This is a genomic window from Pseudomonas sp. PvP028, from assembly GCF_017832255.1.
In the GTDB taxonomy this organism is placed as follows: domain Bacteria; phylum Pseudomonadota; class Gammaproteobacteria; order Pseudomonadales; family Pseudomonadaceae; genus Aquipseudomonas; species Aquipseudomonas syringae.
This window is the reverse complement of the sequence record NZ_JAFIBL010000001.1, coordinates 2,355,142-2,378,950: the sequence shown is the minus strand read 5'-3', so window position 1 is coordinate 2,378,950 and position 23,809 is coordinate 2,355,142. Positions and strand designations below refer to the sequence as shown.

Below are 23,809 nucleotides of genomic sequence, written 5' to 3'. Positions count from 1 at the left end.
TCTGCGTCCGATCTTCGCTAGTCAATACACGTCCCGCCGATACCGCCCATCCTCGATCAGTTCGCTGACTGCCTGCTCGCCCAGCACCTCGTTCAACACCTGATCCACGCCCGCCGCCATACCCAGCAAGCTCCCGCAGATGTAAATCGCTGCCCCCTCATCGAGCCACACACGCAGTTCATCGGCCGCTTCGCGCAAGCGATCCTGCACGTAGATTTTTTCTGCCTGATCGCGGGAAAAGGCCAGGTCCAGGCGCGTCAGATGACCAGCCTGCAGCCAGTCCTGTAATTCGGCGCTGCAATAAAAGTCATGCGCCCGGTTACGTTCGCCGAACAACAACCAGTTGCGCACCTGCCCTTGAGCGATACGCGCCTTGAGCAGGCTACGCAAACCGGCCAGCCCGGTGCCATTGCCCAGCAGGATCAATGGCAGCGGCTCGGCAGGCAGATGAAAGCTGCTGTTGCGGCGCACACGCAGGCTGACGGCACCGCCAACGGCACAATGCTCGGTAAGCCATCCCGAGCCCAGCCCCAGGCTGCCGTCGGCATGCACTTCCTGACGCACGATAAGCTGCAAGCAGCCGTCCTGCGCAATTGAGGCAATCGAATATTCGCGTACAGAGACTGGCACCAGCGCATCGATCAACGCCTGCGCATGCAGCCCCACCAGATGCGAACGGCTGTGCGGTAACTGGCGGCTTTCCAAGGCCTGCGCGAGCGGCTCCTGCAAGCCATCCACGCTTACCCATGCGCCCGGATCGACACCCAGCCCGGCCAGAAACGGCTCGATGACCCGCAGCGTGTGGCGCGGCATCACCTCGACCAGATCCCCCGCCTGCCAGTGCGCAGAGGTTGGCGGCGTCAGGTCCAGCAGGTAAACCTTCGAACCACTGCTGCCAGCGTTCAATAGCACTCGCCGGGTCAGTGTCCAGTTATCGAAAACCGGTGTCTGCCAGTGTGCCGCTGGCATGCAACCGGTCAACTGCGCCAATTGCTGTTGCCAGTGTTGCAGGGCTGCCGGATCGGCGCTGTCTACTTCAACAGGCGGGAACAGGCTGCGCCCGCCCCGCTCGGTCAACCAGCCGTGCAAACGATGGGCAAAGCCGCAAAAATGTGGGTACTGCCGGTCGCCCAGCGCCAGAACGGCATAATCGAGCTGGTCCAGTGAAAGCGGACGACCCAGCAGCTTGCGCTCGAAACGTCGGGCACTGTCTGGGGCCTCTCCGTCACCAAAGGTACTGACGACGAACAAGGCATTGTGACTTCGGCATAACTCGTCTTCGCTCAGATCGCCCAGCCGCTTCACGCGCACCGACAATCCTGAGGCCTGCAACTGGCCAGCGGTCTGCCAGGCCAATTGTTCCGCGAAGCCGCTTTGACTGGCGAAACAGACCAGCCAGGATCCGTCATCGTCGTGGTCATCACCCTGAACCTCGCCGCGTGCACGCTCGATATCACGCTTCTTGCGGCATCGATCCAGGTACAGCAACCAGCCGGTAATGAAGAACAGCGGCATCAGCAACGATGCGCCGGTCATGATGACTCGACCGACGAGACCGAAGTAGCTGCCGACGTGCAGCGCGTAATTGCTGGCCAGCAGTTGCGCACCGAAACTGCGTTCGGCATAGCGTACGACCGAGCTGACCTGACCATTGGCCGGATCAAGAGTGATGGTGTTCAGCGCACGCGGGTGCGGAGAATCCTTGAGCAGGTAAAACACGGTGGCAGGTTGACCGCCCGCAGCAGGCAGGCGCAGGTTATAAGCCAGCAAGTCCGGCCCTGCAGCCTTCTGGATACTGTCCCAGACCGCCACATAATCGACCGCCAACGGTAACCTTCCCGCAGCCTTGGGTGGCGCAGCGACGCCTTCTTCGAGCGGCGAATCCCCGATCAGTTTATTCAGGCCGTTGCTCACCCAGTCATACGACCAGGTGAGTCCCGTTATGGCGAACAACAGGTAGAACAGCAGGCACCAGGTGCCGAAGATCGAATGCAGGTCCCAGTTGAAACTGCGGCCTTTCTTCGCCCAGTCAACGGTCAGCCAGACCCGCCAGTTCCGCGCTGCGCGAGGCCAGCGCAGGTACAGCCCGGACAGGCAAAAGAACACCAGAATCAGCGTACACGCCGCCGTAACCTGCTTGCCCGCCTCGCCCATGGCCAGATAACGGTGCAGCTTCAGGACAAAGTCGAAAAAACCCTCCCCTACCGCATTGCCTTTCAGCTCACCCGTGTAGGGGTCGAAATTGCGTTTGGGTCCTCGACGCTCACCCGCTTTGGGCGTGAAAAATACCTGGGCAGCACGATTGCCGGTGGTTTCGACACGCAGGATAGCGACCGTCAGGCCGGTCGCGGCCTCCAGCCTGCGCACCAGTTCAAAAGGTGGCAGCGTGGCACCGCGCGGCTCGACCAACAGCACATCCGGATTCAGCGCGTCGAGAATTTCGTCCTCGAACGAATACAGCGCACCGGTCATCCCCATGAGGGTCAACACCAGACCTGCCGTGATCCCGAAGAACCAGTGCAACTGAAACAGGACTTTCTTCAGCACGCTCGCCACTCTCACTCATATTTCGCGGCGCAATTAATGCACTGACGGCCATGACCTGTCTATCTGTAACGTGTCTTTTTCCCCCAACCAAAACCCCGCCAGGCATGGCAGGCGGGATGATGCCGGCTGATCAACTGCGCCAGCTTCTGCGCAAATCGATCAGATAGTTGTTTAGCGCATCCGCCTGACGGCTGAAGTGCTCGACGCGCTTCTCGATCACTGCGGTTTCAGGCAGGCGGCTGCTGGCCAGGACACGTTTCAACGCTTCGAGCAATTTACTCATCTCGCGAACGTAGTCGGTCTTGCAGACCTCGACCGAGGCGAGCCCCGAGAGCTGGCCGCGTTTGCTCACTTCGGTTTCCAGCGCTGCGCGAGTCGCGTCAGTCGTTTCCTGCAGTCCTGTCATCTGCGTCTGAAGTCGTTCCCTCAGAGCGATCAGATGATCATAGTCGACGGCCGCGTCCAGCAGATCCAGAATATTGGAAACTCCGGCGATACCCGCTTTAACGGAGCCGATCAACGGATTCAGGGGATCGACATCCGCCAGCCTCTCCAGAGAAGCAACCAGCGGCTTCAACTTGTCGAAAAAGCTGAGGCTTTCGACATCTCTAATGAGATTGTTGACCGCTGCGGCCTGCCGTATAACTTCCGTCAGGCGCGCATGCTCAGTTTCCAGCCTGGCCTCCAGTACAGCGATTTCCTGCTCAAGGGCAGGCGTCAGGTGCTCTACGCCATCGACCCGCACAGCCTCCAGATTGATGAGCGCCCTGTCCAGCGCCTTGGCCTGGCTGCTCAAAGAGGCCTCCCTTGTATCCAGCAGCAGGCTGATCTCCTCGTTGAAGTCAGCGATTGCGGCGCTGCTTTTAGCGTCTTCAGGATCACCTCTCAACTTTTCGACAGCCTCAAGAAAAGGCAGCATCTCTTCGCTGTTGTACATATGCGGAACAAGCGTCAGTGTATCCAGTGCTTCCTTGTCGACATGACCGACCTCACTGAGCAGGCTGTGCAAGGCCTCGTTCATGACCGGTAAATAAATATCACCCAGCCTATCGGCCTCGCGCTTGAGTTTTTCACGACTGGCAATAATGATTTCCATATCAGGTTTGGGCAGTTGAGCGGGCATAGCAAGTACATGAACATTCATAACAGCATTCTCTTTAACGTTAAGGTGGGCAACACTCACGCAACGGGTTCTTCCAGTGCATTGTTAAAAGCGGTCAACAGATCGAAGGCCTGGACCTGAATCTCCCTCCAATTGCTCATGAGGGTTTGGAAGCGGGAAACGAAACTGACCAGGTACAAGGCGTTATTGGTATTTTTAATACGATCGTAGGAGGCGTCGACCAGCTCTTCCAGCAATACCCACAGGCTCTCTATATTACTGACGCTACTGGCCGCCCCGTCGACTCTGGCTTTCAAATCCTGCAGACTGGTTTCGAAGGCCAGCAAGTCGCTCAACAACGCGTTGGATTGTTTTATCTTCTTCTCTATCTGGCGTTTTTCTTCAATCAGACGATCTTTTTCATCGAGAGCCTTCGATGCCTTCGGGCCAAAGATGGACAGGGAAACAGCTCCGCCGACAAGTCCCCACCAGAAACCGATCCACTTGTATTCGCAGTACTCTTCGTACTCGGCAAGTTTATGATTGATGCGTCCGTTGAGCTGATCGACGTCCGCAGTAAGCCGGGCAATTTCGTCATCAGCGTCGCCGGAGCCGGCCAACCTTATTTTCAACGCCACGCCGGGCGCTATCTCGTCTTTTAGACGACGCTTGAAATCGGTCACCCCGACTCGGGTTCGCGTGGTGCTGGCACTATGGTCCTTGATATGTACCTTGAGTTCATCGACCAGCGACAACAGCCCGGGCAGTCTCTTGCTGTCTTGGTCCATCAGTGCAACGGGAGGCATTGCATCAATCTGCGACGGCGTCAGGTCCCCCAATTGCAGGGTCTGGTAGGAATCGAGTCCTTTGATGAAATCCACCACATCCGTTGCGATGGCGATCAGATTGCCCGAGAAAACGTACAGGTCGCTGCCGACTTTCTGCATGGCGGTTTCAATCGCCGACCAGCTCTTGGCATGGGCTTGAATACCGAGGTACAGCTCTACGATCGCTTCTGCCCCAAGGCCGGGAATGCCGTTGTCCTGCCCCCCTGTCAGCTGGCTGACTTCGTCCAGTGTGGTCGGCAGTTCCAGGCCCGTATTGACATAACGCCTGATGCGGCGAACATCTTCGTTGGTAATCAACAAGCCCGGGGCACGCGCCACCTCTGCGCCCCGACTGGTCAGGGCATCCATCAAGTCCTTGCTGACACGACTGACTTCTTCGACGCTGTGTGCTTCGCCGTCCGTAAATTGCGGTTCAACGGTCGTAACCATGATTAATTTCCTTATTATGTAGAGCCTGTTTTGCGCCGACTATAAATCGGTGCTTCAAGGTCATTGGAAATTAACAAAGGGTATCGACTTCACACAGTGAGCGGAACGGACAACACCTGTAGGAATAAGCAACACATTCTGCTGGGTCTATTATATTACCCCGCAAACGTTTAATAACACGCCCCTCACTTACTGCACGTTTCAGCGCACCGAGACTTATATAATTATTTTTTACGGGCAAAAAAAAAACCCATTTTCATGGGTTTTTTTTGACGCGAGGAAATTACAGGTAGAACGACTTCAGCGGCGGGAAGCCATTGAACTCCACTGCGCTGTAGCTGGTGGTGTAGGCGCCGGTGGACAACCAGTACATACGATCACCGATGGCCAGGTTGAGTGGCAGGCCGTACTTGTAGTTTTCGTACATGATGTCGGCGCTGTCGCAGGTAGGACCGGCGATGACCACCTCTTCCATTTCGCCTTTCTTCTCGGTCCAGATCGGAAACTTGATGGCTTCGTCCATGGTTTCGATCAGACCGGAGAACTTGCCCACGTCGGTGTATACCCAACGCTCGACCGCGGTACGCGACTTGCGGGCAACCAGTACCACTTCGCTGACCAGGATGCCGGCGTTGGAGATCAACGAACGGCCCGGCTCGAGAATGATTTCCGGCAGGTCATCACCGAAGTCTTCCTTCAGGAAGCGGATGATCTCTTCGGCGTAGGTTTCCAGGCTGTTGGTGCGGGTGATGTAGTTGGCCGGGAAGCCGCCACCCATGTTGATCAGCTTGAGAACGATGCCGTCTTCTTCTTTCAGACGCTCGAAGATCACTTTGACCTTGGCAATGGCAGCGTCCCAGACGCTGATGTCACGCTGCTGCGAGCCGACGTGGAACGAGATGCCGTAAGGCACAAGACCCAGGTCGCGGGCAAGAATCAGCAGGTCCATGGCCATGTCGGTCTGGCAGCCGAATTTGCGCGACAGAGGCCAGTCGGCCGTGGTCGAACCTTCGGTCAGGATGCGCACGTAGACTTTCGAGCCCGGTGCCGCCTTGGCAATGTTACGCAGGTCGGCTTCGGAGTCGGTGGCGAACAGACGCACGCCCTTCTCGTAGAAGTAACGAATGTCCTTGGATTTCTTGATGGTGTTGCCGTAGCTCATACGCTCCGGGCCGACACCACAGCTCAGGACCTTGTCCAGCTCGTAGATCGACGCGATGTCGAAGCTCGAACCCTTTTCCTTGAGCAGATTGATGACTTCAACGGCAGGGTTGGCCTTGACCGCGTAATAAACCTTGGCGAATTCGAAGCCCGCACGCAGGTCGTCATATGCCTTGCTGATGATGTCAGTATCAATGACCACGAACGGGGTTTCTTGCTTGTCAGCGAACGCCTTCATTTTCTTGAAGGTTTCGGCTGAGTAGTAGTCTTCGACATTGATCGGCATGCTGCTGGAACTCCTATTGGCAAACGGTATTGGTCAATGGGTACAAATGAACGCCCTCCGTATCCCCACTTTGGTTCGCCTACTTCCCAAGGCATGTCGCCGAAAGCAAAAAGGCCCTGAAGGGCTGCCTTCCTGGCCTTGCTGTCTCGTCGTCAGTACTTGAGCCGGATGGATCGTTTCCAGCATGGACGTTCGGCGCGAACTTTAGGACCTGAGGGGCCGGATATCAACAAAAAATGTCGCGTTTTTGCACAGGGCTTTTGAGTTGCCTTCCCAAAGACCTGTTTAACCGACCTGCATGACAGGCAGATGTTCCCCACCTCCGTCGCCATTGCCTTTTCGCAGCGCTCCAGGCCATCACCTTTTCAACGCCAGGCAAAGCGAATCAGCCTGTCAGTTCTGTCAGTAGACGGATGCAGAGGACGCGCGCTCAATAAATAGCTCAGACCGCCTTTTCAGGTAACGATCATGGATGACCGACACCCTCACGCCGCCAGCTCCGTTGCGCCCAGTGCAGTTCAAGCAGAAACCCGATGGCAAGCCTTCGGCTTCGGCTCTGCCGAAAGCCATCGCCAACGTCACGCCCGTGCCAGGGCACACACCAACTTTCAGCCGACTAACATTTATGTAACGAAAGGCGATCGGCTGGAAATAACCGCAACCAGTCTGTACATGAATCTGGTGTCTGCAGTGATCGGGGTGCCCGAACTGGATACACCCACCCCGTACCCGCTGAAGCGTGGCCTGAACGTCCTTGTCGCTACCAACACAGGCCTGCTGGGCTTTACCAATCTGGACCCGCTCGGTCACGTGATTCTGGATATAGCAGGACAGTACAACCATGTGCCGTTTTTCAGAATGGACATGACCAACCTGGAATGGGAACAGCAGATGGCGCAATACAGCAATGCGCCCGTCGTGCTGCTGACCAGCCCCAGGGCCATCATCGTGGTGCGGTACAACAGCGCTCGGAACTATCTGTCCAATCCAGAGGAATTGATGGCCCGTTACGACAAGGCCATCGAGGCTCAGGACCGGATTTCGGGCGTCGAACAGTACGGCACTGAAGAATGGTCGCTGGACCCCAGCAAACATTTTTATGTAGAGGCCGATAAGGGTTACATGTTTGCTAAAAACGGCCATATGGGGTTTAACGGGGCGACTCCCCTGGCCCAATTACTGTCAACCCTCTCTGACGACGGTTGGGGGCCTTGGCACGAAAGCGGTCATCAACGGCAACTCGCCCCCATGACATGGGGCAGCGGCACTGGAATGACAGAGGTGACGGTCAATCTCTACTCGATGGCGACCCAGGAGTTTTTTTGCGGGCGTGCCCATAACATCGACTCCAGGTACACGGCCGTAAAACAATACCTGCTCGGCACAGTGCGCGAATATGACGACATCAAAGACGTCATGCAAAAACTCGTGATGCTCTGGCAATTGCGTCTTAGCTTCGGTACTTCGTTTTACCCGCAATTGCACCAGCGCTACCGGCTCATGAACAACCCGCCCACCGTCAACGACGATAAAGCGCAGCGCTTCATCGTCGAAACCTCGCTACTGAGCCATCTCAACCTGGCGGAATTCTTTGATCGCTGGGGATTGTACCCAACCCCTGCAACCCTCAACCAGATCGCCGACCTGCCCGCATTGACACTGGCCATTTGGGAAAATGACGCTGAGACGACGATCCCAATCGATCTGCCATTGCTGACTTATATCCCGCAGCTTGCGCATATCCTGTCCAGCGTGCACGGTACCTTTCAAGACCGGATAAAGTTTACCGTTGCCGAGCAATGGTACACGCCATACCGTTACGAGATAACGCTCAACGGAGCGTTAGTGGCGTGGGCAGACAATGGCGAATGCGTGGGTTGTGAAGCGCGTATCGAAGAAGGCATCGCCTACGTGGAAGCCAGCACACCCATCTCCGAAGGGGACGAAGCGTCGGTCAAGGTGGTTGCTGGGGGCAAGCTATACGCTGTGGCCAGTACGGCATCACGCCCCATCCTGCTGTTCAATATCAAGGCATTGTTTACCGATGACCGTTGCACTGAGCTCAGCCCCGGCATTACCCAGCCAAGGCTTGACGTTCTTTTCTCCAATCTGGATGAAGACCGGACCGATGAACTGCACGGTCGCCTATTGAACCGTGCACAACGGTTACTCCTGCAAAAAACTATAAGAAGCGTGATCGTCAGTGCAGGACTTGTCCAGGTGACGTTCGAGGGTGAGGCTTTCAAGAGTCATGATTATACGATTATCTTCGGAGCCCCTCCTTATGCGACGCTTGAAAAAGGCTACCCCAACGGCTCCGAACTCATCGATAACACCTGGATACGCCCCGGCGGCGTAGGCCATCAAGAGGTGACCATCACGGCAGCTGGAGGCATCGGGAAAACTTATACCCTGTTCTCCGGCAACGTCGAGCAGGCAAAAATCGCCCTGCCTATCCGCCAGCTCTTCACGGACTCCACGATGACCCGACTGGTAGCAGGTGTCGATCAGGCAAGCGTTGATGCCCTGTACATGACCGTCAACGGCAACCCGCTCATCAGCGTGACAAACCGGGCAGCGTACCGTTCTTATCTGGCCATTGCCCAGAGCCTGTTGTTACGACTGACCGTCGCGAAGGTCGTCAGAACAGATGACCTGCTGGAGGTGTATTTCGAGGGCGACACGTTCAAAAAGCATAACTACAAGCTTTTCGTCAACGACCTCTATGCCTCCGAGATCACCCAAGGCAACGCCTACTATTCAAGTGTGTCCAACCGGGTCTGGACCAGCAACAAGAAGTTCGGGGGTAATGACCACTGTAAAGTGATCGTCGAGTATCAGGGGGTCGTGACAACGTTGTATGAGAGCGATGCTGCAGACGCCATGACGGCGTCTGCATTGCAGGAAAGCGACGCCACTCAATGTGGCCTGGAGAAGTTCCAAGTGTGAACATTGCCGCCAGCCATGACGCTGGCGGCAACGCAGCCGGTCAGGAAGCCACTTGCTCGGCTGGCGAAACAATACTGGTCTTCATGCCACGCGAACGGCCCGAGCTCAGATAAGCCGCAATGGACTCTTGCGTCACTTCACCCAGGAACACGTTCTCGGCATCCAGCACCGGCAGCCAGGCACGGTTGAACTCGTACATGCGCGACAGCAGGATGCGCAAATGTTCGTCGTAAGCGGCAGTGGCGTTGAATTCACGCAGGAACTGCGCGCACGTGCCCTGCTGACGGTGCAGGTCACGACGACGCACATAGCCCATTGCCTTGTTCTCGCTGTCGGTGACAACGATATAGCGACGGTCGTTTTCGTCCATCACTTCCAGTGCGTCGGCAACCGGAGTTTCCGGGCTGACCGACGGCGCGTTGTCGGCCGCATCTTCGGCCTTGACCAGCAGCAGACGCTTGAGGGTGCTGTCCTGGCCAACGAAGCTGCTGACGAAGTCGTCAGCCGGATGAGCGAGCAAGGTGTCCGGGTGATCGATCTGCAGCAGTTTGCCGCCACGGAAGATAGCGATTTTGTCGCCCAGCTTGATGGCTTCGTCGATGTCGTGGCTGACCATGATCACGGTCTTGTTCAGCGCGCGCTGCATCTCGAAGAACTCGTTCTGGATCATCTCGCGGTTGATCGGGTCGACCGCACCGAACGGTTCGTCCATCAACAGCAGAGGTGCGTCGGCTGCCAGGGCACGGATCACGCCGATACGCTGTTGCTGGCCGCCGGACAGTTCACGCGGGTAACGATGCAGGTACTGCTTGGGCTCCAGCTTGATCATGCTCATCAGTTCGCGAGCACGGTCATGGCAACGCTGTTTGTCCCAGCCGAGCAGCTTGGGCACGACCACGATGTTTTCTTCGATGGTCATGTTCGGGAACAGCCCGATCTGCTGAATCACGTAGCCGATGTTGCGACGCAGGGTCACTTCGTCAAGACCAGTGGTGTCTTCGCCATTGATCAGCACTTTGCCGGAGGTTGGCATGATCAGGCGGTTGATCATTTTCAGCGTGGTGCTCTTGCCGCAGCCCGACGGGCCGAGGAAGACGCAGATTTCGCCTTCGTTGACCGTGAGGCTGACCGAATCGACAGCCTTCACTTCTTTGCCGTTGCTCTGGAAAGTCTTGGAGAGGTTCTGGAGTTCGATCATTTCAGTAATCCTTTTGGAGTCAGCGTGCGTTGCAGCCATTGCAGGAGAAGGTCGGCGATAATGGCCAGAATGCTGACCAGTACCGCGCCGACGATCAGCATCGACATATCGCTGCGGCTGATAGAAGCAAGAATGAGTACACCCAGACCACCGGCACCGATGGTCGCGGCGATGGTCATGACACCGATATTCATCACCACGGCGGTGCGCACACCGGCGAGGATCACAGGCACTGCGATAGGCAGCTCGACCATGCGCAGACGCTGGCCGAAGGTCATGCCGATGCCTTTGGCGGCTTCGCGGATACCCGGTTCTACGCCTGTGAGGGCCAGATAGGTGTTACGCATAATCGGCAGCAGCGAGTAAAGGAACACCGCGGTAATCGCCGGCATCGGGCCAAGGCCCTGGCCGAACTTGGAGTAGAACGGCAGCAGCAGGCCGAACAGGGCAATCGACGGCACGGTCAGCAACACCGTGGCGCTGGCCTGCAAAGGGCCCGCCAGCACTGGAAAACGCGTCATCAACACGCCCAACGGCACACCGACGACAATCGCCAGGGTCACGGCGATGCCAACCAGCGTAATGTGCTGCCAGGTCAGGTGCAGGACCTGTGCCCAGTCCAGATGGGAGAAGGCGCTCAAGAAACTCATATCGTCTCCTTCCTTAATTCAATGGGTGCTGACGCAGAAAATCTGCAGCAACCGCGGATGGGCTTTCATGGCCGACGTCGACACGAGCGTTGAGGTCGATCATGGTCTGGTTGTCCAGCAGATCAGCCAGCGGCTTGAGCGACGTCTCGATGTCCGGATGCTTATCCAGATATTCCTGACGAATCACCGGCGCCGCGGTGTAGTCCGGGAAGTAGTGCTTGTCGTCTTGTAGCACTTTGAGCTTGAACGCGTTCAGGCGACCATCTGTGGTGTAGACAAGCCCTGCGAACACCTGACCGTTCTGCAGCGCGGTGTACACCAAGCCCGAGTCCATCTGCCGAGTGTTTTCACGCCCCAGATTCATGTCGTAATGCTTGACCATGCCGACCAGGCCGTCGGACCGGTTGGCAAACTCGGTGTCCAGCGCGACCAGATGCCCTTCTTTGGCTTCGTCTTTGAACACCTTGGCCAGGTCGGACATGGTGTTGACCTGCGGGTACTTGTCAGCAATCTTCTGCGGCAGCGCCAGCGCATAGGTGTTGTTGAACTTCGACGGCGAAAGCCAGATCAGGCCTTTCTTTGCATCGACTTCCTTGACCCGCGCATAGGTCTGGGCGCTGTCGAGTTTTTCGTCGATGTGGTTGTAGGACACCAGCGACACACCGGTGTATTCCCACAACAGATCCAGCTGACCACTTTCCTGTGCGCTGCGCGCCAGGTTGCTGCCCAGGCCGCCAGTGATTTGCACGTCGTAGTTCTTGGTCCGCAGGTATTGCGCGGTCAGTTCAGCGAGGATGGTCTGTTCGGTGAACACCCGTGCGCCGACACGCAACAGCGGCTTTTCTGCAGCTTGGGCCAATGCCGGAAACAGCAAGGCAAAGCCTAAAAACAAGCATATTCTTTTCATGAGATTTCCTTCGCTCAGCGAGCCAGTCCGCGTTCCAGCCAAAGACGACTGGCCAGTATCACCAGACCATCGAGCAGCAGCGCCAGCAGAGCGGTACACGCCGCACCCAGCACCAATTGCGGTTGGTTGTTCAACGCAATGCCCGGGAAAATCAGACTGCCAAGGCTATTGGCACCGATGAGAAACGCCAGCGGCGCGGTCCCGACATTGATCGCCAGTGCGACCCGCACGCCACCGATGATGATCGGTACAGCGTTGGGCAACTCGACACGCCACAGCACCTGGCGCGGAGTCATGCCAATACCGACGGCAGCTTCCTTGAGTGAACCCTGTACGTTTTTCAGGCCTTCGTAGGTGTTACGCACGATCGGCAACAGCGAGGCGAGAAACAGCGCGAAGATCGCCGGCCCGCTGCCGATCCCGAGAATCCCGAGGGCAATGGCCAGAACGGCGAGAGGAGGAACGGTGTTGCCAATATTGAATATCTGCATGAAGCGTTCGGCGCGTCCAACCATACTCGGTCGGCTGAGGGCAATGCCCGCAGGGATGCCGACCACCAGGGCCGCCAACATTGAAACCACAACCAGAATCAGATGAGCCTGAAGATAGAACAGCAGGTCATCCTGGTATTGCTTGATAGTACTAACGCCGATCCAGTGGATCAGCAGGGCCAGGAGTGCGATCGCAACCGCACCTCCCAATAGCCCCTTGCCATAGCGATTTGCCACAGGCGGACTCCTTATTTCAGTCGGCGAACGCGTTGACCTGGACGTCCGGGGAGGACGCCGGCAATGACGTTCGCGAAGAGCAGCGGGTGGGTCGCCGGTAAGGGTTTAACCTCGGCGAAAACACAAGCCATAAGCGCAGCTTCGTCAAACCAACATGCTGATGAATCAGCCCCTTGCGTTGGCTTCGTTGCGAGCCTTGACGGGGGAGTGGACGTCTCCACGACCTGAAAGGTTCCCACACGAGACATTATCTGGCCATCGTTTATTGTCTGAACGGTTCGGTTATTGCCGCGAGTTGAGCTATAATCTGCGCCCTTTTTCAATCCCATCCCAGGCGATTTCCCATGACCCAACAGGCCGCCGAAGTCGCGAAACGCCGCACTTTCGCCATTATTTCCCACCCGGATGCGGGTAAAACCACCATCACGGAAAAACTCCTGCTGATGGGCAAGGCCATTTCCGTCGCCGGTACGGTCAAGTCGCGTAAATCCGACCGTCACGCCACCTCCGACTGGATGGAAATGGAGAAACAGCGTGGTATCTCCATTACCACGTCCGTGATGCAGTTTCCGTATCGCGACCACATGATCAACCTGCTCGACACCCCGGGCCACGAAGACTTCTCCGAAGACACCTACCGCACCCTGACGGCGGTCGACTCGGCTTTGATGGTCCTCGACGGCGGTAAAGGCGTCGAGCCGCGCACCATCGCGCTGATGGATGTCTGCCGTCTGCGTGACACGCCTATTGTCAGTTTCATCAACAAGCTCGACCGTGATATCCGCGACCCGATCGAGCTGCTCGATGAAATCGAAGCGGTCCTCAAGATCAAGGCGGCACCGATCACCTGGCCGATCGGTTGCTACCGGGACTTCAAGGGTGTCTACCACCTGGCCGATGACTACATCATTGTCTACACCGCGGGTCACGGCCACGAGCGCACCGAAACCAAAATCATCGAGAAGCTCGATTCGGACGAAGCCCGCGCCCACTTGGGCGATGAATACGAGCGCTTCGTCGAGCAATTGGAGCTGGTACAGGGTGCCTGCCACGAATTCAACCAGCAGGAATTCATCGACGGTCAGCTGACCCCGGTGTTCTTCGGTACCGCGCTGGGCAACTTCGGCGTCGATCATGTACTCGATGCCGTGGTGAACTGGGCGCCCAAGCCGCTGGCACGTGTGGCCAACGAGCGCACCGTCGAGCCGGCGGAAGAGAAATTCAGCGGCTTCGTGTTCAAGATCCAGGCGAACATGGACCCCAAGCACCGCGACCGCATCGCTTTCATGCGTATCTGCTCGGGCCGTTACGACAAGGGCATGAAGATGCGCCATGTGCGCCTGGGCAAGGACGTACGGATCGGCGACGCGCTGACGTTCTTCTCATCGGAACGCGAGCAGCTAGAAGAAGCCTACGCCGGCGACATCATCGGCTTGCACAACCACGGCACCATCCAGATCGGCGATACCTTCACCGAAGGCGAAGCCCTGGGGTTCACCGGTATTCCGCACTTCGCACCAGAGCTGTTCCGTCGCGTACGCCTGAAGGACCCGCTCAAGTCCAAGCAACTGCGTCAGGGTCTGCAACAGCTGGCCGAAGAAGGCGCCACGCAGGTGTTCTTCCCGCAGCGCAGCAACGACATCATCCTCGGCGCCGTCGGTGTGCTGCAGTTCGATGTGGTCGCCAGCCGTCTCAAGGAAGAATACAAGGTTGAATGCGCCTACGAGCCAATCACTGTGTGGTCAGCCCGCTGGATCGACTGCGACGACAAGAAGAAGCTCGAAGAGTTTGAGAACAAGGCGGTGGAAAACCTCGCAGTGGACGGCGGCGGTCACCTGACCTACCTCGCCCCTACCCGCGTGAACCTGGCGCTGATGGAAGAACGCTGGCCCGACGTGAAATTCCGCGCCACCCGCGAGCACCACTGACCGGCTGATGGCATCGCTGTGTGACGCAGAGCGTCACGAACGGCACTCCCACGCTGGAGCATGAGGAACGATAGTTTTCTAACTATCGTGCCGATGCTCCGCGTCGGCACGCCGTTCTGGACGCTCCGCGTCCTCGCTCGACCGGCATTCGCTGATCTGGATCAACCATTCAGCGCAAAATGAGAATTAATCTCAATAGAGCCTTGCTATTATCCCGATAAGAATTATTCTCATCTGACTTGCACAGGAGATGAGACATGACCTATTTGATCGATGCATGGCTGGACAGACCCCACCCTTACCTGAGAATTCTCCATCGCGAGACGGGGGAAGTGTGTGCCGTACTGGAAGAGGAAGCGCTGGAGGAGCTACGCGATCAGGGCGATCTGGATGTGTGCAGTTTGAGTTCCAGCGAGCCATTGGTGCTCAAGGAGATGGTGAGAAACCTGTTTCTGTTCTGCTACGCGCGGGCGTTGCGCCCCATGGGTGAGTTGCACTGAGCATGAAGCATCAGCACAACTGCGTCGCTGAACGAATCGGCGCGATCCGTTCAGCGACTATCTGCATCGACCGGGTCGCTTACAGAACGTCCAGCAGTTCCACATCAAACACCAGCACGCTGTGCGGTGCGATGCTGCCTACGCCCTGAGCGCCGTAAGCCAGCTCGCTCGGCACGTGCAGACGCCATTTGCTGCCGGCGTTCATCAGTTGCAGCGCCTCGGTCCAGCCAGCAATCACGCCGCTGACCGGAAATTCGGCCGGCTCGCCACGATCGTAGGAACTGTCGAAGACGTTACCGTCGATCAACGTGCCGTGGTAGTGAACGCGTACCTGATCTTCACGGGTTGGCTTAGGGCCAGTGCCAGCGGTCACGACTTCGAATTGCAGACCCGAAGCCAGCGTGGTCACGCCTTCGCGCTTGGCGTTTTCAGCCAGGTAGGCCTTGCCGGCGCCTGCGGCCTGCTCAGCCTTGGCGGCTGCTTCAGCCTGCATGATTTCGCGGATGACCTTGAAGCTGGCGGACATTTCTTCCTGACCGACACGGCTTGGCTGACCGCCAAACGCATCGCGCAGGCCTGCCACGATGGCCTCCAGATCGACGCCCGGTGGCGGGTTGTCGCGCAACTGATCGCCCAACTGACGGCCAATGCCGTAGCTGACGCGGGTTTCGTCGGTGGACAGATTGACTTCGGACATGACACTGCTCCGTAGAGGGGCACGCAGTCGGTATCACGCAAAACCTGAACGGCAATCACGCTATACGCTGATGCGCCCCGAACCAAAAGGCCGAGCAGCCTAGCACAATTGCCGCTGCAGCCCCTACCGCAGCAGCAATCCGCAGTTGGCGATCAGGACCATGAGGAATGAAACGAGATCGGCAGGCGCATTTCAGAGCGTTCATTGACAGGCATGCCACACAGCTCGTCATGGACCACGCAATGGACCAGGTAAAAAGGCACCACCGGTATTTCCTTGAGCAAGTCCCGGGCGTGCTCTACGGAGCGAAGATGCAGGGTCTTGCCCGCTGGGTCCTTGAGCATCACCGAAGTGCCATTCATGCGCACATCCAGTAGATAGATGCCGCCTTCGATGGAGATCAGGTTCAGCTCATCGACCCGCCCGGCCTGGGCGTGGCCGATAAATTCCTGATAATTCATGATCGAACCTCCTGCGCAAACGCCTGATGCATCGGAACGGACGTTTTACAACACACAGCGCCGACATGCCAGAAACGATAATGCCCGCCCCTGTCATTCAGCGTTGTCTCAGTGCTTGGTGACCTTGTCCAGATAGCCCATCGCAAACGCCGATATCACGAACGTCATGTGGATAATCACGTACCACATCAGGTATTCGGGCTTGATGTTGGTGGCATCCATGAACACTCGCAACAGGTGGATGGAAGAAATCGCCACAATCGATGCTGCAACTTTCATCTTCAGCGAAGACGAATCCATCGTGCCCAGCCAGTTGAGCTTTTCCTTGTCCTCGTCGATGTCCAGCTGCGACACGAAGTTCTCGTAGCCGGAGATCATCACCATCACCAGCAAGCCACCGACCAGCGCCATGTCGATCAGCGAGAGCAGCACCAGAATCAGGTCTGCCTCGGCCAGCGAGAAGATGTTGGGAATGACGTGAAAGATTTCCTGGAAAAACTTCAGACACAACGCCAACAGGCCAAGGGACAGGCCGAAATAGATCGGCGCCAGCAGCCAGCGCGATGCGTACATGGCATTTTCAAAAAAACGTTCCATTGATACTCGCAAGGTGTTTTAAAGGAGCGGGCGAGTATATCAGCGGTAATGCGCCGCTCTGAGCGTGCGACAAAATATCGCACAGCGGCCGTTAGCGCGCTGCTGAGGAACCGGATTGAAGCCTAGAACAGCGACGAGCTTTGACAGACCATCCTGTCGCTATCGATACGGCGCAGTTCAGCCTGGACGTGCAGGGCCCAGATGGGTACGTCATCGGCACATTGATAACCATGCAACGACAGGCTTTCGATAACGCTGGTGAGCACCGATTGCGCTTCGGGCAAGCCTCTGAAAGGCCCCTGGGACTTGATTGCGGAAGGCTGTTCTGCAGCCATTCCGGCCGCGAAGAGCACCATCCACTGTCCGCTGTCACTGCGCAGAGGCCGGATGACACACTCGATACGGGTCATCAGCCCCATGCATTCTCGGGTAAGGCAAAGGCTACGCTGCATGATGCGCTCCTGATCAGCAACAGTATTCATCCTTCTCGTTTAGCAGGATGCACGCCAATCTCCTTGGCCACTGCGATCACCTCAAGACTAGAAGAAAACCATCCTGCGAGAAACTATCCCTGATGAACGGAGCACCGGGCGGCGCTACACCGCCCGGCTCCTGCGCGGTCAGACCTTGAGTTCAGGCTGCAACTGCGCTGGCTCCTTTTCCAGCTCTTCCTTGAGGTCTTCGTCGCTGAGCATCTCTGCGATATCGCGCAGACGCTCCACCACGCGCGCATTGACGCTGCCTTCAGGGAACTCGCCATGCTCGTCAGGCGCACCGGCGGGTTCGCCCACCAGCAGGCTCAGCGCCTCATCGGCCTGACGCACCGCGTAGATGTGGAATTGGCCGGCACGTACAGCCTGCACTACACGCTCGTCCAGCATCAGCGTGGTGACGTTGGCCTGCGGAATGATCGCGCCCTGCTCGCCTGTCAGCCCACGGGCTTCGCAGAGGCGGAAGAAGCCCTCGATCTTTTCATTGACCCCGCCCACCGCCTGAACTTCGCCAAACTGGTTGATGGAACCGGTAATCGCGAAGCACTGCTTGAGTGGCGTGCGTGACAGCGCCGAGATCAGCGTGCAGACCTCGCCCAGCGACGCACTGTCGCCGTCCACGTAACCATAGGACTGCTCGAGCGCGATGCTCGCGGAAATCGCCAGCGGGAATTCCTGGGCATAACGACTGCCGAGGTAGCCGGTAAGAATCATCACGCCCTTGGAGTGAATCGGCTGGCCAAGGTTGACCTCGCGCTCAATGTCGACGATCCCGCTGCCGCCCGGGTAAACCGTGGCGGAAATGCGCGCGGGCACGCCGAAGGCCGAGTCGCCGACCTCCAGAACCGTCAGGCCGTTGCACTTGCCGACTGCCGCGCCGTCAGTATCGATCAGGATCACGCCAGCCATCATGTCATCGAGAATCCGCGCCGAAACCCGCCCGGTACGGGTGGCCTTGGCCTTGAGCGCACGCTCGATATGCCCGGCGTCGGTCTTGTCGTCGTTGGCCAGCTGGCGGATGAAATCGGCCTCGCTGACCAACTGGAACAGGTCGCCGATACGCGCCGACAAACGCCCCTGATGCTCGGCCAATCGGGCGCTGTAAGTCGCCAGCCGCGCCACTGCGTCGGCGGTCAAAGGCGCCATGCCCTCTTCCGAGGTCCGGGTCTTGAGCAACTGAGCGAATTGCTCGAGCGTTTCGTCGACCATCGGAATCTCTTCATCGAAGTCGACCAGCACCCGGAACATCTCCTGGAAGTCAGGATCAAGGTCTTGCAGGGTGTAGTACAGCGAACGCGAACCGATGATGATGATTTTGACGTTCCACGGGATCACCTGCGGCGTAAGGCTCACGGTGGCAACGCGGCCAAGCTCGCCCAACGGCGACTCCATCTTCAGCTTGCGCGATTGCAGGGTACGCTTGAGCGCATCCCAGACGAACGGCTCGCCCAGCATCTTCTCGGCTTCCAGAATCAGGAAACCGCCGTTGGCGCGATGCAGCGCGCCGGGGCGCAGTTGCCGATACGTGGTGTACAGCGCGCCCTGATCGGTGCTGTATTCGATGCGCCCGAACAGGTTGTCATAGGTGGGGTGCTGTTCGAAAACCACCGGCGCACCGCCATCACGAGTATTCCCGACCACCAGACTCGGGCTGTACTGCTCTTCCAGCAGCTTGCGCGCCTGGGCGTCGGTCTTCGCGTCATCGACCAACTGCTCGACCAGCGTCTTGAGCAGGTACACCTGCATGGCCTGCAGGTAGGCGCAGACCGCAGCGTTCTCGGCGTATTTTTCCGAGAGAGGTGCCAGCAAGGGTTGCAGGGTCAGGGTGATGGTTTCTTCATTCAACTGACGCAGCTGATTGTTGGACTCGCGCTTCCACTGCGGCAGGCTGGCCAGCTCTTCGTTGAGACGCTCCTCGAGCGCGGAGATATCTTCGTGGAAGCGCTCGCGATCCGCTTCGGGCAGTTGCGAAAACTCGGCCTCGTCCAGCGCCTTGCCATCGGCCATCGGCGTGAACGCGATGTTGGAACTGTCACGATACAGCGCGATGTCCTTTTCCAGTGACAGGCGCTCGATAACGTCCAGAGCACGGTCGTAACGCTGATTGAACGCACGGTCGATCGAGCTTTTCTTCTGCTGGTAAGACGGGTGCTCGAAAACCGCCGGGAAGGTCACCAGCAGGTTGTCGATCAGGCCGCCGATGTCGGCGGTGAACTCATGAGCTGTGCCTGGAGGCAGCTCCAGTGCCTTGGGCTCGCGGGGCTCGTCGAAATTGTTGACGTAGACCCAGTCCGACGGCGTCTGCATCCGCTTGCCTTCGGCCTTGAGGTAGCGTTTGACGAACGAAAAGCGCCCGGTGCCGGGCTCGCCCATGACAAATACGTTGTAACCGGGGCGCGGCATGGCAACGCCGAACTGCAGGGCCTCTACGGCTCTCTCCTGGCCAAGGACACCGCGAAAAGGTTCGAGCTCATGGGTGGTCGCAAAGCTGAACTGCTCAGCGGAAAACGGACGGGTCAGCGCGTTGGGCGCCAGGCGTAGGTTGGCTGCGACAGAATCGGGCATCAGTAATCCTTACATCAGGCGGGGCAGATGTCGGCATTCTGGCGCTCGCTGTACACGACTTGCAAGGCAGGAAAGAGCCGAAAAGCATTTGCGTGGGTGCTGCCATGAGCCATGTCCTTAAAAAAGCCGTTTTCAAGCAATAATCTGTAATCGATGACGGAACCCTTGGAACGTGCCTAAACTCCAAACTGCACAGGTGGTTGTTGGTTGGCCGCCTGTCTTGATGTAACGACTCAAGAAACTCGACCCTTGGCTGAACTAAAAAGAGAAAAAGCTATGAAACGGATTCTTCTTGGAACGCTCTTCGCCGCTGTATCGATCAACGCTATGGCTCAAGCACCAGGCGGTCCTGACTGCGGTTGGGGCAACATGCTGTTTGAAGGTCAACGCGGTACTCCAGCTCACTTCCTGGCTTCGACCACCAACGGTACTTCAGGTAACGCCACCTTCGGCATGACCTCCGGCACCAACGGCTGCTCCACCAACGGCGCACTGACCTATGGCGGTAAATCCTGGCTTGCCATGAACGGCATGATGGATGAACTCTCCAAGGACATGGCCATGGGTCAGGGCGAAGCACTGACGACCTACGCTGTGGTACTGGGCGTTGCACCAGAAGACCGCGAGCACTTCGCCGCCGTCACTCACGAGCACTTCTCGCAAATCTTCAGCAAGGCCGACGCCACTGCCGAAGACGTCCACACCAACACCGTCAATGTTCTGAAAAACGATCCGACTCTGGCCAAGTACGCTACCCAGGCTTAAAGTCGTTCGCCCGCCCTTTGTTCGCAAAGGGCGGGATTCCCTTTTCTGACTAGTTGCCCTCTATGCTCAAACGTCTTGTATCGCTGGCGCTGTTCGTCTGTGCCCCTTTTTTGTCCGCGGCACCTCATGCCAGCGCTGAACGTTTGCAGCAATTGGCCAATGAACCGTTCTGGATTTCTCTGGGTCACTACGAAGCCGGCAAGCTCGGTGGCTGGCGCAGCTATGTCACAGACCCCAAATTCTTTCTCGCCGCCAACGGTGCACACGACCCGCAGGCGGAGCTGAGCGCAACACTCGACGCTATTTACGCACCCGTCAGTAACGAACAGACCCACGCCCAGTGCGTGTACCCGGCACGCACCCGCTGGCTGCGTGACCAGTTGCACCTGACCGACCTGCCGACCCCGGACTGCAAGGAATTCAAGGCCTGGTACAAGGATGTGGCCCCGGACAGCACGGTGCTGATTTTCCCGGCCGCTTACCTCAATAGCCCCTCGTCGATGTTTGGCCATACGCTGCTGCGCATCGATCCGGCCAGCGCGAAAACCAACAACACCACCTTACTGAGCTACGCGATCAACTTCGGTGCCTACATCGAAGGCATGGACAACAGCATTCTGTACGCGTGGAAAGGTCTGGCAGGCGGCTATCCTGGATTGTTTGCGCTAGTGCCGTATCAGGAAAAACTGTCGGAATACCGCAGCCTGGAAAACCGTGACCTCTGGGAATACCGGCTGAACCTGACTGCGGAAGAAACCGGGCGCATGGTCGAGCACGTCTGGGAGCTGAAACAGATCCGCTTCAGTTATTTCTTCTTCGACGAAAACTGCTCGTACCGGCTGCTGGAATTGCTGCAGGTCGCCCGCCCGGGCCTGAAGCTTACCGATCAGTTCGGCCTGACCGCGATCCCGACCGATACGGTCAAGGCGATCAAGGCCGCCGGGCTGGTGGAGAAGATCGACTATCGCCCGTCACGCGAACGCGAACTGCTGAGCCGCGCCGAACCGCTCGATGCAGACGAGCAACAGTGGGTATTGAAGGTCAGCGCCGACCAGAAGCAACTGCAGAACAGCGAGTACCTTGCGCAGCCCAAGGAACGCCGCGCGTTGATTCAGGACGCCGCGTATCGTCTGGAACGCTACCGCGCCAACGGCCTTGAGCGCGATACACAACGCTCGCAGCGCAGCTTCGAACTGTTGCAGGCGATCAACCAGAACCCGCCGCCACAACTGGACATCCCGCGCCCCGGCCTGCCGGAAGAAGGCCATGAATCACGCACCTGGCAGTTGGGAGCGGGCACACGCAGTGACAAGGCGTTTGCCGAATATGGCCTGCGCATGGCCTATCACGACCTGAACGACAACGCCTATGGCTTCCCGCTGGGTGCGCAGATCGAGATTCTTCAGCTCAAGGTGCGTCAATACGAAGGCAATGACTGGCAGGTACAGCAACTGGACCTGGCGACCATTCGCTCACTGACTCCGCGCACTGAACTGCTGAAACCCTGGTCATGGCAAGTCACCGGCGGCCTGGAACGGGTTCTCGGCAAGCACGGCGACGAAAACCTCGTCAGCCATGTCAACGGTGGTGGCGGCGGCACCTGGCAACTGGCCGATGACATGCTTGGCTTCGCACTGGGCACCGTGCGGGTCGAACACAATAACGATTTCGCCGAATTCATCTCCCCCGCTGCAGGCTTCAACACGGGCGTGCTATGGCGCAACCCGCTGGGCAACCTCAGCCTGGAAGCCAAGGGCGACTATTTCACCAATGGCGAAGTGCGCCGCAGCGTCAGTCTCAACCAGCAATGGGAGCTGTCCCGCAACCTCGGCCTGCGCCTGAGCGCCCAGCGTGAATTCAGCCAGATGAGTTCGCCACAGAACGAAGTGATGCTTGAGGTGAAGTGGTATCACTACTGACCGGATCAGTAGCGAGTCGCCGGCAGTGTGCGTCGAAAATAAAAGCACACTGCCATTACACGTTCCCTACATCGCTTTTACAAATAACTCACAAATTACCTTCTAGACTCCTCTCATAAGCAGAGGGAATCACCATGAAGCGGTATTGGCTGTTGTTGTCGCTGGCCATCGTGCTGGCGGGTTGTCAGTCCACCCGTGACCAGATGCTGGCGGAGGGTTATCCGCCGGGTTTTGCAGACGGCTATCAGGACGGCTGCAGCAGCGGCAGGGATGCAGCAGGCGCCACTACCGGCCAATTCCGCAAAAACGTGCCCCGTTACTTGAAAGACAAGCTCTACGCCCAGGGCTGGACCGATGGCTTTCGTCAGTGCGAGACCTCGCAGGACAATCGCGACCGGCTCGATCCCGGCCAGGTCTTCAATGAGCGTGACCGTGCCTGGGAGCGGGAAAAGACCCGCAGTGCCGCCAAGGCCTACCGCCCGAACTGACCCACAAAGCCTGGAAAATCGACGAAACCAATGATGCCCTGCTGTGGCCCAAAGCCTATTAGGGAGAACATTTCATGAGCCGCGCATTCGTAAACGAAGACAACGCTGCCGCCGAGGCCGAGCAACCGGTCGAGCGGCTGGTCAGTACACAGATCAACTACGTCACGGCCGAAGGCCTGACCATGTTGAAGAAACACGTCAACAGCCTGCAGGCGCAGCACAGCACGCAAACCGCATTGGGCGAAGCGGCAGACAAGCAGCGACTGGCCGACCTGGAACGCGACCTGCGCTACTTCAACCAGCGCCTGCAAAGCGCGCAGGTCGTCGCACCGGCCGTGTCGACCGAAAAAGTGCAGATAGGCAGTTGGGTAACGTTCGCGGATGAACAGGACAACCAGCAGCGCGTGCATCTGGTGGGAGAGGATCAGGCCGATGCAGCCAAAGGACAGATCAATTGGGGGTCGCCACTGGGCCGCGCCCTGATCGGTGCGCAGAAAGGCGATGAAGTGTTGTGGCAGCGCCCGGCAGGCGATCAGTCGATTGAAGTGCTGCTGATCGAACCTGACGCGTGAGCCAGGCCGACCAGCGGCAGT

20 protein-coding genes are annotated in these 23,809 nt (G+C 57.9%); 7 read left to right on the top strand and 13 right to left on the bottom strand.

Annotation, left to right across the window (positions count from 1 at the left end; translation table 11 throughout):
- Nucleotides 1-21: 21 nt before the first annotated feature.
- The 4 genes from JOE34_RS10610 to JOE34_RS10595 form a co-directional block, all read right to left on the bottom strand.
- The gene (locus JOE34_RS10610) at nt 22-2,544 is read right to left on the bottom strand and encodes a sulfite reductase flavoprotein subunit alpha (protein ID WP_209996853.1); all 2,523 of its coding nucleotides are present in this window, start codon (nt 2,542-2,544) and stop codon (nt 22-24) included.
- A gap of 133 nt (nt 2,545-2,677) precedes the next feature.
- Complete coding sequence (locus JOE34_RS10605) at nt 2,678-3,691, bottom strand: alpha-xenorhabdolysin family binary toxin subunit B (RefSeq protein WP_096116921.1); 1,014 nt, start codon at nt 3,689-3,691, stop codon at nt 2,678-2,680.
- A gap of 35 nt (nt 3,692-3,726) precedes the next feature.
- Complete coding sequence (locus tag JOE34_RS10600) at nt 3,727-4,926, bottom strand: alpha-xenorhabdolysin family binary toxin subunit A (RefSeq protein WP_161421138.1); 1,200 nt, start codon at nt 4,924-4,926, stop codon at nt 3,727-3,729.
- A gap of 283 nt (nt 4,927-5,209) precedes the next feature.
- Nucleotides 5,210-6,373 carry a type III PLP-dependent enzyme gene (locus JOE34_RS10595; protein WP_003313775.1) on the bottom strand — a complete coding sequence of 388 codons (1,164 nt, stop codon included), beginning with the start codon at nt 6,371-6,373 and terminating at the stop codon, nt 5,210-5,212.
- A gap of 468 nt (nt 6,374-6,841) precedes the next feature.
- Between JOE34_RS10595 and JOE34_RS10590 the strand changes: the two genes are divergently transcribed.
- On the top strand, nt 6,842-9,322 hold the full coding sequence (locus tag JOE34_RS10590; RefSeq protein ID WP_161421139.1) for a M60 family metallopeptidase: 2,481 nt from the start codon (nt 6,842-6,844) through the stop codon (nt 9,320-9,322).
- 40 nt (nt 9,323-9,362) lie between these two features.
- Here the strand turns inward: JOE34_RS10590 and JOE34_RS10585 are convergent, their stop codons facing one another.
- The 4 genes from JOE34_RS10585 to JOE34_RS10570 are packed head-to-tail and all read right to left on the bottom strand — an operon-like array spanning nt 9,363 to nt 12,805.
- Complete coding sequence (locus JOE34_RS10585) at nt 9,363-10,520, bottom strand: ABC transporter ATP-binding protein (RefSeq protein ID WP_003400013.1); 1,158 nt, start codon at nt 10,518-10,520, stop codon at nt 9,363-9,365.
- Complete coding sequence (locus JOE34_RS10580; RefSeq protein WP_003396269.1) at nt 10,517-11,170, bottom strand: ABC transporter permease; 654 nt, start codon at nt 11,168-11,170, stop codon at nt 10,517-10,519. Before JOE34_RS10580 ends, JOE34_RS10585 begins: the two co-directional genes overlap by 4 nt.
- A 13-nt stretch (nt 11,171-11,183) precedes the next feature.
- Complete coding sequence (locus JOE34_RS10575) at nt 11,184-12,077, bottom strand: glycine betaine ABC transporter substrate-binding protein (RefSeq protein WP_010418548.1); 894 nt, start codon at nt 12,075-12,077, stop codon at nt 11,184-11,186.
- Nucleotides 12,078-12,091: 14 nt separating this feature from the next.
- Nucleotides 12,092-12,805 carry an ABC transporter permease gene (locus tag JOE34_RS10570; RefSeq protein WP_003340453.1) on the bottom strand — a complete coding sequence of 238 codons (714 nt, stop codon included), beginning with the start codon at nt 12,803-12,805 and terminating at the stop codon, nt 12,092-12,094.
- A gap of 344 nt (nt 12,806-13,149) precedes the next feature.
- Here JOE34_RS10570 and JOE34_RS10565 point away from each other — a divergent pair, with 344 nt between their 5' ends.
- Both JOE34_RS10565 and JOE34_RS10560 read left to right on the top strand, forming a co-directional pair.
- On the top strand, nt 13,150-14,733 hold the full coding sequence (locus tag JOE34_RS10565) for a peptide chain release factor 3 (RefSeq protein ID WP_003396266.1): 1,584 nt from the start codon (nt 13,150-13,152) through the stop codon (nt 14,731-14,733).
- 257 nt (nt 14,734-14,990) lie between these two features.
- On the top strand, nt 14,991-15,233 hold the full coding sequence (locus JOE34_RS10560; RefSeq protein WP_032662667.1) for a hypothetical protein: 243 nt from the start codon (nt 14,991-14,993) through the stop codon (nt 15,231-15,233).
- 79 nt (nt 15,234-15,312) lie between these two features.
- On the opposite strand, the gene JOE34_RS10555 is transcribed toward JOE34_RS10560, so the two are convergent.
- The 5 genes from JOE34_RS10555 to JOE34_RS10535 all read right to left on the bottom strand — a co-directional run bounded on the left by JOE34_RS10555 (nt 15,313) and on the right by JOE34_RS10535 (nt 20,044).
- A complete protein-coding gene (locus tag JOE34_RS10555) occupies nt 15,313-15,930 on the bottom strand; it encodes an FKBP-type peptidyl-prolyl cis-trans isomerase (RefSeq protein WP_003340445.1) in 618 nt (205 codons plus the stop codon).
- 152 nt (nt 15,931-16,082) lie between these two features.
- Nucleotides 16,083-16,391 (bottom strand): DUF6482 family protein, encoded by a 309-nt coding sequence (locus tag JOE34_RS10550; RefSeq protein WP_032662666.1) that lies wholly within the window; start codon nt 16,389-16,391, stop codon nt 16,083-16,085.
- A 108-nt stretch (nt 16,392-16,499) separates the two neighbouring features.
- Nucleotides 16,500-16,988 (bottom strand): TIGR00645 family protein, encoded by a 489-nt coding sequence (locus JOE34_RS10545; RefSeq protein WP_003313787.1) that lies wholly within the window; start codon nt 16,986-16,988, stop codon nt 16,500-16,502.
- Between the two features lie 122 nt (nt 16,989-17,110).
- A complete protein-coding gene (locus tag JOE34_RS10540; protein ID WP_004416072.1) occupies nt 17,111-17,440 on the bottom strand; it encodes a hypothetical protein in 330 nt (109 codons plus the stop codon).
- Nucleotides 17,441-17,608: 168 nt separating this feature from the next.
- Nucleotides 17,609-20,044 (bottom strand): ATP-binding protein, encoded by a 2,436-nt coding sequence (locus JOE34_RS10535; protein ID WP_003424634.1) that lies wholly within the window; start codon nt 20,042-20,044, stop codon nt 17,609-17,611.
- A gap of 276 nt (nt 20,045-20,320) precedes the next feature.
- Here JOE34_RS10535 and JOE34_RS10530 point away from each other — a divergent pair, with 276 nt between their 5' ends.
- The 4 genes from JOE34_RS10530 to JOE34_RS10515 all read left to right on the top strand — a co-directional run bounded on the left by JOE34_RS10530 (nt 20,321) and on the right by JOE34_RS10515 (nt 23,788).
- Nucleotides 20,321-20,809, top strand: a complete 489-nt coding sequence (locus JOE34_RS10530) for a DUF3015 domain-containing protein (RefSeq protein WP_002555221.1) — start codon at nt 20,321-20,323, stop codon at nt 20,807-20,809.
- Nucleotides 20,810-20,871: 62 nt separating this feature from the next.
- Nucleotides 20,872-22,728, top strand: coding sequence for a DUF4105 domain-containing protein (locus JOE34_RS10525; RefSeq protein WP_024683021.1), 1,857 nt, complete (start codon nt 20,872-20,874; stop codon nt 22,726-22,728).
- 134 nt (nt 22,729-22,862) lie between these two features.
- Entirely contained in the window at nt 22,863-23,216 is a 354-nt protein-coding gene (locus JOE34_RS10520; protein ID WP_003313791.1) for a lipoprotein, read from the top strand.
- Nucleotides 23,217-23,290: 74 nt separating this feature from the next.
- Entirely contained in the window at nt 23,291-23,788 is a 498-nt protein-coding gene (locus JOE34_RS10515) for a GreA/GreB family elongation factor (RefSeq protein WP_024663292.1), read from the top strand.
- Nucleotides 23,789-23,809 lie beyond the last annotated feature (21 nt).

Excerpts from the sequence above, each read along its gene's own strand:
- JOE34_RS10605 (WP_096116921.1), bottom strand. The coding sequence starts at position 3,691 with ATGAATGTTCATGTACTTGCTATGCCCGCTCAACTGCCCAAACCTGAT.
- JOE34_RS10525 (WP_024683021.1), top strand. The coding sequence starts at position 20,872 with ATGCTCAAACGTCTTGTATCGCTGGCGCTGTTCGTCTGTGCCCCTTTT.
- JOE34_RS10535 (WP_003424634.1), bottom strand. The coding sequence starts at position 20,044 with ATGCCCGATTCTGTCGCAGCCAACCTACGCCTGGCGCCCAACGCGCTG.
- JOE34_RS10520 (WP_003313791.1), top strand. The coding sequence starts at position 22,863 with ATGAAGCGGTATTGGCTGTTGTTGTCGCTGGCCATCGTGCTGGCGGGT.
- JOE34_RS10555 (WP_003340445.1), bottom strand. The coding sequence starts at position 15,930 with ATGTCCGAAGTCAATCTGTCCACCGACGAAACCCGCGTCAGCTACGGC.
- JOE34_RS10560 (WP_032662667.1), top strand. The coding sequence starts at position 14,991 with ATGACCTATTTGATCGATGCATGGCTGGACAGACCCCACCCTTACCTG.
- JOE34_RS10565 (WP_003396266.1), top strand. The coding sequence starts at position 13,150 with ATGACCCAACAGGCCGCCGAAGTCGCGAAACGCCGCACTTTCGCCATT.
- JOE34_RS10530 (WP_002555221.1), top strand. The coding sequence starts at position 20,321 with ATGAAACGGATTCTTCTTGGAACGCTCTTCGCCGCTGTATCGATCAAC.
- JOE34_RS10545 (WP_003313787.1), bottom strand. The coding sequence starts at position 16,988 with ATGGAACGTTTTTTTGAAAATGCCATGTACGCATCGCGCTGGCTGCTG.
- JOE34_RS10550 (WP_032662666.1), bottom strand. The coding sequence starts at position 16,391 with ATGAATTATCAGGAATTTATCGGCCACGCCCAGGCCGGGCGGGTCGAT.
- JOE34_RS10575 (WP_010418548.1), bottom strand. The coding sequence starts at position 12,077 with ATGAAAAGAATATGCTTGTTTTTAGGCTTTGCCTTGCTGTTTCCGGCA.
- JOE34_RS10540 (WP_004416072.1), bottom strand. The coding sequence starts at position 17,440 with ATGCAGCGTAGCCTTTGCCTTACCCGAGAATGCATGGGGCTGATGACC.
- JOE34_RS10580 (WP_003396269.1), bottom strand. The coding sequence starts at position 11,170 with ATGAGTTTCTTGAGCGCCTTCTCCCATCTGGACTGGGCACAGGTCCTG.
- JOE34_RS10515 (WP_024663292.1), top strand. The coding sequence starts at position 23,291 with ATGAGCCGCGCATTCGTAAACGAAGACAACGCTGCCGCCGAGGCCGAG.
- JOE34_RS10600 (WP_161421138.1), bottom strand. The coding sequence starts at position 4,926 with ATGGTTACGACCGTTGAACCGCAATTTACGGACGGCGAAGCACACAGC.
- JOE34_RS10590 (WP_161421139.1), top strand. The coding sequence starts at position 6,842 with ATGGATGACCGACACCCTCACGCCGCCAGCTCCGTTGCGCCCAGTGCA.
- JOE34_RS10585 (WP_003400013.1), bottom strand. The coding sequence starts at position 10,520 with ATGATCGAACTCCAGAACCTCTCCAAGACTTTCCAGAGCAACGGCAAA.
- JOE34_RS10595 (WP_003313775.1), bottom strand. The coding sequence starts at position 6,373 with ATGCCGATCAATGTCGAAGACTACTACTCAGCCGAAACCTTCAAGAAA.